This window comes from Tumebacillus lipolyticus (assembly GCF_042682745.1).
GTDB classification, from domain to species: Bacteria; Bacillota; Bacilli; order Tumebacillales; family Tumebacillaceae; genus Tumebacillus_A; species Tumebacillus_A lipolyticus.
Genome location: NZ_JBHUIO010000005.1, coordinates 564,415 through 572,161, shown reverse-complemented (window position 1 = coordinate 572,161; position 7,747 = coordinate 564,415). Strand labels below are relative to the sequence as shown.

Below are 7,747 nucleotides of genomic sequence, written 5' to 3'. Positions count from 1 at the left end.
TTTTTGCATGTGTTTTCTACTGGTATTGCGAAGCTCTTTACACCATCACTCGTTTCAGTTGCGACAGGTAGCGCGAACGAACGAAGAAGAAGTAGACGAGCTGGGCGATGGTGAAAGCGCCGATCCCGTACAGCGATGGGGTGAGGATCGCCTTCCAGGAGAGCATGTCGGAGAGCACCGAGAGCAGGCCGACAAAGGTCAAGATCGCCGAGATGACGAGCGGGATGAAGAACAGTGCTGCGATCTGGATGGTGGACGCCTTGCGCATCTCTTTGATGCTCACCCCGATCTTGGAGAGTGCAAGATAGCTGACGCGATCCTGCTGAAGATCGGTGAACAAGCGGAAGTGCAGGAAGCTCGCCGTCGAGATCGAGAAGATCGCGGCGATGAACACACCGATGAAGGAGATCAGGTTGGTCGCTTCTTTCAGCCCCATATAATCGGCAGCACGTGCGCTGAGGTATCCGTTTGTTTCTCCATTGTCGAGAGCGGACATCATTTGATTGAACACCGCTTTGCTGACGATCACTTCTTTCGACTTGGAGTCGGGCACGTCTTGGCCATTCCATGCGGGCACATGGTAGATGATCTCTGTCTGCAGTCCTTTCGATTCGGGACCGGCCGCTTGGACGAGCGCTTTGAACTCTTCGTCAGCGATGACCAGCGTCTGCGCCATGCCGCGCAAGTTTCTCACTTCTTCTTTTTCGATTGTAAACGACTTGTTGCCTTGTTCTGTCTGCACTTGGTCGGGCAGCGTGCGCTTGCTGTTCGTTCCGCCCTTCAGTAGAACGCCATGACCCGGCTGAATGGCAGGCAACTGCTCAACATTTAATGCTTTGGCAAGCTTGTTGTAGTCGGTCAGAGAGATGAATGCTGCGAACCCATCTGGAACATCTTTGAGCGAGCTGCCGAATACTTCTGTGTCAATCCGTTCAAACGAGATGCCTTCTTGGTGCAGCGTTGATTCGATCATTTGCAGGTCTTTTTCTGCGACCTCTTTTCCAAACGAGCTATAGTTCATCGCGAACGGATCGTTTTTGTACATCTCATCATTTTGATTTTTTAGTGTCAGCACGATCCCGATCGAGGAGCAAGCCATCGTGGTGACGACGGTGACGAGGAAGAACATGCGGGCGTTGTCTTTCATCTTGTACGTCATCTCGGACAGCCAGATCAGGTTGGTGCCGCGCCAGAAGAAGGAGCGGTTTTTCTTGAGCAGGCGGATGATCATCACGCTCAGCTGCGTGTAGAACAGGTACAGACCGATCAGGCCGAGGACGAGAATCGCGAGCAGGGTTTCGGACTTGAGATTCGTCTGCGCGATATAGATCGCACTTCCTAGAAGGGCGACACAGACGAGCGAGAGCAGCACAGACGATTTCGGCTCCGGCTTCGGCTTGTTGGTGCCTTGCAACAGGTCGAGCACTTTCGACTTGCGAACCATTCCGACAGACAGTACGGAGATGACCAGAAACAGGGCGAAGAAGACGGAAGCGGTCAGGATGATCGCATTCCACGGCAGGTAAAAGGGCAGTTCGTCGATGTCGATCACCTTCGCGCCGAACATCAGGAACAGCTTGGACAGGATCAGGCCAAAGCCTATGCCGAGCACGATCGCAACGATCCCGATCAGCATGTTTTCCAGCAGGAGCAACTTGTTGATCTGACGACCTTCAGCGCCGAGGATGGTCAGAATCCCAAACTCTTTTTTCCGCGCTTTTAAGAAGGAGGAGATCGAGTAGAGAATGAACAGGAACGAGACGACGAAGATCACATATTCGGCACCTTTCATCCCCATCTTCGCCATCCTCCCCAAGTTGGAATCTTCGATCCCAGGATGGAAGTAGAACATCGCATAGATGAAAAAGATCATGACGGCAAACGCGCTGCTCAGCAGATAGGCGGAATAGGAGCGGGCGTTGCGCTTGACGTTGTTAGAGGCGAACTGCAGAAAATTCATGTGCGTTCCCTCCTAAAAACGAAAGCATGTTTAAAATCTCTTGGAAGAAGGTCTGGCGGTTGTCGCCGCGGTAGATTTCGTTGATCACCTGACCGTCTTTCAGGAACAGCACGCGGTGGCAGTAGCTGGCCGCTTGCGGGTCGTGGGTGACGAGCAGGGTGGTCGTGCCTCCGGTGCGGTTCATCGTCTCCAGCGCTTCCATCACGCCTTTGGAAGATTTGGAATCGAGCGCGCCGGTCGGCTCATCGGCCAGCAGCAAGGACGGCTGGTGGATGAGCGCGCGGGCGATCGCAGCGCGCTGGCGTTGACCGCCCGATACTTCGTAGGTGCGCTTGTTCAAAATCTCGTGGATGCCGAGCTGTTTGGCGATCGCGTCGAGCTTTTCCTGCATCTCGCGAACGCTCTTGCCGTCCAGTGTCAAGGGAAGCACGATGTTTTCGGCGAGGGTCAGCGTGTCGAGCAGGTTGAAATCTTGAAAGACGAACCCGAGCTGTTGGCGGCGAAAGACGGCCAGCTGGTTTTTGCGCAATCGGTACGGGTTCTTGCCGTTGATCAGCACTTCGCCAGAAGTCGGGTTGTCGATGGTGGAGAGCAGGTTGAGCAAGGTGGTCTTGCCGCTCCCAGACGGCCCCATGATGCCGATAAACTCTCCTTGTTGAACGGTGAAATTAATATCGGACAAGGCGCGGTAGGTCACTTTGCCTCCGTATACTTTGCTTAGGTTTTGAACGGTTAGCATTTCCATGTTCACGTCTCCTTTTAGGTGATGCCCTTACTTTACAGGAGGATGGCCTCCGCGAACTATGGATCAACCTTGCATCTACCTTACATCGGTGTAAGGTTGGGAAAAATAGAGGCGGACGGTCGTGCCGACCCCGACCTGCGATTCGAGCTCGACTCGGTGTCCGAGCCGATCGCAGATCTGCCGCACCAGATACAGCCCCATCCCGGTCGACTCGGAAAACACGCGCCCGTTCTCCCCGGTGAAGTAGGGGGCGAACACGCGCTTCAGGTCCTGCGAGGGAATGCCGACTCCGCTATCTTTCACTTCCAAGAGGATGTCTTTGCCGCGGATGCGGCCGGTGATCGAGATTTTGCTGTCCGGCTTGTCCGAATAGCGAATGGCGTTGGTGACGATCTGCCCGAGCAGAAAGCCCAGCCATTTTTCATCCGAGTAGATGCGATAGGACGGATCGACCTGCACCTCTGGAAAGACGCGGTTGCGAATCATGTACGCTTTGTTTTCGCGGATCACCGCGCGGACGACGCTGGTGAGATCGACCGGCTCGACGTGAAAATCGTGCTCAAAGGAGCCGAGGCGAGAGGTGTAGAGGACGGTCTCCAAGCCGCGCCGGAGCCGGTCTGTCTCTTCGCGGATGCTGTGGAAGATCGGATCGTCCTCCTCTTGGATCGTCAGGTGAATGACAGACAGCGGTGTTTTCATCCCGTGCACCCACTGGTTGATAAAGTTCGCATGGTCGCGAATGCGCCGTTCATAAGCGTGTATCTGTCCTTGACACTGGCCGTACTGGGAGCGCAGCAACTCGTCGAGCGCTGTGGCGAGCGGCGCGTCGCCGAGGCTTTGCATCGCGTCGTCCAGCTTGGTCATCGGCGTGGATACGCGGCGATAAAAGCGCGACAGCCGCCAGTAGCGGTAGGTGAGAAAGAGCAGGAGCAGGCAGGCGCTGAGCAGCACGATGTAGAGGGCGATCCAGATGTTTTGATTGCCCGCCAGCCAGTAGACGAGGATGGAGACGCCGATTTGGATCGCAAACATCGGGAGCAGGTACGCGTGGTCGCGCAGGAAGAGCTTCAACGTCATGCCTCCCAGGTGACCCGCAGGAGGTAGCCGCTGCCGCGCACCGTCTCGATCGCATTTTCGATCCCGAGGTCTTTTAATTTTTTGCGAACGCGCGTGATATATACGTTGAGCGTGTTGTCGTCCACAAACACCTGATCGTCCCAGAGCTGGTTGAGCAACAGCTCGCGGGAGACGACCCGATCGAGCCGCTCCATCATCGATTGCAGCAAGGCGGACTCTTTGGCGCCGAGTTCGACCGTCTGCTCGCGATAGGACAGCTTCAGCCGCTCCGGATAGAGCAGCAGTCCGGCCGCTTCGATGGTGCGCTCTTTTTGCGGCGCTGCGTAGGAACCGTAGGCGCGGCGCAGCTGGCTGCTGATCTTCGCGAGCACCACCTCATAGTGAAACGGTTTGGTGATGTAGTCGTCCGCTCCGTTTTCCAGCGCCATCACCTGATCCATCTTGCCTTCGCGGGCGGAGATGAACAGGATCGGGCAGCTCGATTGCAGGCGGATCTGACGGCACCAATAGTAGCCGTCAAACTTCGGCAGGTTGACATCGAGCAGCACCAAGTCGGGCTGCACGTCGCCAAACTGCTCCATGATGCGGTTGAAGTCGGTGATCGGAAAGGCTTGATAGCCATATCGTTCGAGATGCGAGCAGAGCAGATGCGCGATCTTCTGGTCATCTTCGACGATCATGATCTTAAACAAAACGGGTCCCTCCTATCTTCTCTATGTAAAACTACACGACGAGCAGGCCATGCGCAAATGATCCAGACGGCTGCGCGGATCAAAAAAGACCGGCAGATCGCCGGTCGCAGGTCATTGCGCTCGTTTCAGTTCGGACAAACGCTCGTTGCTCATCGCCAGCACAAAGGCGAAGGCGAGCACAGCTGCCAAGACGGTCCAGAAAAAGGTGGTGGCGATCGAGGAGGAGAGCGCCTCGGTGATCTTCTCCAAGACCTGTGGTGGCATCATCTCGCGCGCCTCTGGCGAAAGGATGGCGCGGGAGTCGGTCGGAAAGGCACCGCCCGGCGCTTGTCCTGTGCCGGAGAGCGACTCTTCCATCTTGGTCGTCAGCGCGTTGCGCTGGATGATGCCGAAGATCGAGATGCCAAGCGTCATGCCGAGCGTGCGCAGGAACGAGTTGGTCGAGGTCGCCTGCCCGCGCTGGCGCATGTCCATCCCGTGGACGGCAGCTGCCGGAAGCACGGAGAAGGAGACTCCCACCCCGAGCCCGGTGATCACCATGAACAGGGAGAGCATCAGATTGGACGTGTCGGGCGACAGCGTCGAGAGCAGGTAGGAGCCGAGCACAAAGAGGATGCCGGAGAGGATCATCACGTTTTTGTAGGACATCCTCCCGGTGATCATCCCGCCTGCAGACGCGGCGATGACAGAGCCGATCGTCATCGGCAGCAGGATCAGGCCGGAGTTGGTCGCCGTCCCGCCCATCACGCCTTGCACGAAGATCGGGATGTAGATCGTCGCCACGATGAAGGCTGCACCGTAGAGCACGCCGACCATATTCGAGGTAAAGAACAGGCGCTTCTTGAACATGCCGAAATTGATCACCGGCTCTTCCGCCTTGCGCTCGATCAAGAGGAAGGCGAGCAACAGCACCGCAAAGGCGGTGAACAGCGACAGGATCGGGGCAGAATTCCAAGCGTATTGGTTGCCGCCAAGCTCCAGCCCGAACATCAGGCAGATCACCGCTCCGACCAGGGTGATGGCACCCAGATAGTCGATCTTCTGCTTGGAGTGCTCGACCGACTCTTTATAGTAGATCGAGATGATCAGGAGCGAGATGATGCCGATCGGCACGTTGACATAGAACACCCAGTGCCAAGAGATGCCCTCGGTGATCCATGCGCCGAGCAGCGGTCCGAAGATGCTCGACGTGCCGAAGACCGCTCCGAACAGGCCGGTCATCTTGCCGCGTTTCTCCGGCGGAAACAGATCGAAGACGATGGTGAAGGCGATCGGCATCAGTGCGCCGCCGCCGATCCCTTGGATCGCGCGGAAGATCGCCAGCTGCGTCATCGTCTGCGCGATGCCGCAGAGGATCGAACCGATCAAAAAGACGATCAGGCCGAAGAGGAAAAACCGCTTGCGTCCATACATGTCGGAGAGCTTGCCGAAGATCGGCATCCCCGCCATCGAAGCGACCAGATAGGCGGAGGTCACCCAGACGAACTGCTCCAGCCCGCCGAGGTCGGCGACGATCGTGCCCATCGCAGTCGCGACGATCGTGTTGTCCATCGCCGCCATCAGGATGCCGAGCAAGAGCCCCGCGACGACAAAGCCCATCTTGCTTTCTTTTGCAACCATCGGTGAATCATCCTTCCTTGAATTAGCTTGAATCGGATAGGTCGTGATGCGGTAATGTGCTGATGTGCGATCATGAGGTTGCGGTCGAGGATAATTTCGAATTTCCATTTTGATCCTTGTGTTATGAAGTATATATCGACCGGAACATTCGGTGCAAGCGACATAGAAAAAGGATCGCATTGCTGGTATCCTAGTACTAGACATCAGATCAGGAGGAAACGACATTGAGCAAGAGAATCCGAATTGCCGGTCTCGCCACCCTGCTCCTCGCCGCTCTGGCGCTTGGCAGCGGGTGTGATTCGTTGACGGCACAGTCTAAAACGCCCAAACCCCCCGCAGTCGGTCAGTCTGATCAGCAGGAGCCAAGCGGTCAGGATGGACAAGCTGGGGAAGCAGGTCAAAACGGGCAAGCAGGAGAAAGCGGGCAGACGGGAGCAAACGGGCAAGCTGAAAAGCCGAGCAAGCCTGTCGCCGGTCAGCCTGGAAGCGTCACCGTCCTCGTGAACAAAAAGGTCGGGCTGCCCTCCGGCTTTCAACCGCCCAATCTGGTCGACGACAGAGAGTTGCCCTTTCTCTCCGGAGAAGGCGGAGAGAAGCGCCTGATGGCAAAAGAGACGGCAGAAGCGCTGAAAAAAATGTTTGCAGACGCCAAGCGAGATGGGATCTATCTGAGCGTCGCGTCCGCCTACCGCTCCAACGCCACGCAGACGCAGCTCTTCAACTATTATGTCCAGACGCAGGGCGAAGCGGAAGCGCGCCGCTACAGCGCAGTGCCCGGTCACAGCGAGCATGAGACGGGGCTTGCGGTCGATGTATCGGGCAGCGACGGCAAGTGCGCGGTGGAAGACTGCTTTGCCGATCTGCCAGAGGCGAAGTGGATCGCAGACCACGTCGATCAATATGGTTTTATCATCCGCTATCCGAAGGGAAAAGAATCGATCACCGGCTATGCGTATGAGCCGTGGCATCTGCGATATGTCGGCACGGAGCTGGCAGCAGAGCTGCGAGCGAAAGATCTGACGATGGAAGAATATTTTCAGATAGACTGATCGAAAGCAGGCTCGCGAAGGACGAGTCTGCTTTTTCGCTTGGATAAAGTTATGGCAGAGGTGTCACACTTTCGTAATAAAGATAGCCCGTTTGAGTAATGTCCTCGCGAAATAGAGTTTGGTATGATTGCCTGTGAATGCAGGAGGTGCAGAAGATGAAATGGAAATTATGGGTGGCTGTGTCTGCCATCGTTGCGATGACAAGTGTTGGATGCGGTAGCGATCAGGCGCAAGATCCTCATCAAGCGCATGGGTCGAACGCGCCCCAGAAGTTGACCATCAATTTTGCCACCAATCCGAGCCCGGTCAAGGTGGGCGAGGAAGCGGAGCTTGTCGCCAACATCTCGCAAGGAGATGCAAAAGTAGAAGATGCGAAAGTCGAGTTTGAAATCTGGCGCGGTGAGGAGAAGCATGAGACTCTGAAGGCGACAGGAAAAGACGGTGTGTATTCGCTGAAGAAATCGTTTGCCGAGGCTGGCAAGTATCAGGTGACGATCCACACCACGACAAAAGAGATCCATCAGATGCCGACCGTCAGCTTCGAAGTGGTGAAGTAGTGCAGGTCTGAATGTATGCAGAGCGTCTTTGCGACGTGCGGTCGGAT

The 7,747-nt window shown here is 56.2% G+C and carries 7 protein-coding genes; 2 read left to right on the top strand and 5 right to left on the bottom strand.

Features of this window, described 5'->3' with window-relative positions; genetic code table 11:
* Positions 1-37 precede the first annotated feature (37 nt).
* The 5 genes from ACFSOY_RS08035 to ACFSOY_RS08015 all read right to left on the bottom strand — a co-directional run bounded on the left by ACFSOY_RS08035 (position 38) and on the right by ACFSOY_RS08015 (position 6,094).
* Complete coding sequence (locus tag ACFSOY_RS08035; protein WP_386045482.1) at positions 38-1,960, bottom strand: FtsX-like permease family protein; 1,923 nt, start codon at positions 1,958-1,960, stop codon at positions 38-40.
* The gene (locus ACFSOY_RS08030) at positions 1,935-2,705 is read right to left on the bottom strand and encodes an ABC transporter ATP-binding protein (protein WP_386045480.1); all 771 of its coding nucleotides are present in this window, start codon (positions 2,703-2,705) and stop codon (positions 1,935-1,937) included. The genes ACFSOY_RS08035 and ACFSOY_RS08030 overlap by 26 nt, the downstream gene beginning before the upstream one ends.
* A 75-nt stretch (positions 2,706-2,780) precedes the next feature.
* Complete coding sequence (locus ACFSOY_RS08025) at positions 2,781-3,782, bottom strand: sensor histidine kinase (RefSeq protein WP_386045478.1); 1,002 nt, start codon at positions 3,780-3,782, stop codon at positions 2,781-2,783.
* Positions 3,779-4,474 carry a response regulator transcription factor gene (locus ACFSOY_RS08020; protein WP_386045476.1) on the bottom strand — a complete coding sequence of 232 codons (696 nt, stop codon included), beginning with the start codon at positions 4,472-4,474 and terminating at the stop codon, positions 3,779-3,781. Before ACFSOY_RS08020 ends, ACFSOY_RS08025 begins: the two co-directional genes overlap by 4 nt.
* Positions 4,475-4,585: 111 nt before the next feature.
* Positions 4,586-6,094, bottom strand: coding sequence for an MDR family MFS transporter (locus ACFSOY_RS08015; protein WP_386045474.1), 1,509 nt, complete (start codon positions 6,092-6,094; stop codon positions 4,586-4,588).
* A 224-nt stretch (positions 6,095-6,318) separates the two neighbouring features.
* Here ACFSOY_RS08015 and ACFSOY_RS08010 point away from each other — a divergent pair, with 224 nt between their 5' ends.
* Positions 6,319-7,143, top strand: a complete 825-nt coding sequence (locus ACFSOY_RS08010) for a M15 family metallopeptidase (protein WP_386045472.1) — start codon at positions 6,319-6,321, stop codon at positions 7,141-7,143.
* A 155-nt stretch (positions 7,144-7,298) separates the two neighbouring features.
* Positions 7,299-7,700: a FixH family protein gene (locus tag ACFSOY_RS08005; protein ID WP_386045470.1), complete on the top strand. Its 402-nt coding sequence runs from the start codon at positions 7,299-7,301 to the stop codon at positions 7,698-7,700.
* Positions 7,701-7,747: the final 47 nt, after the last annotated feature.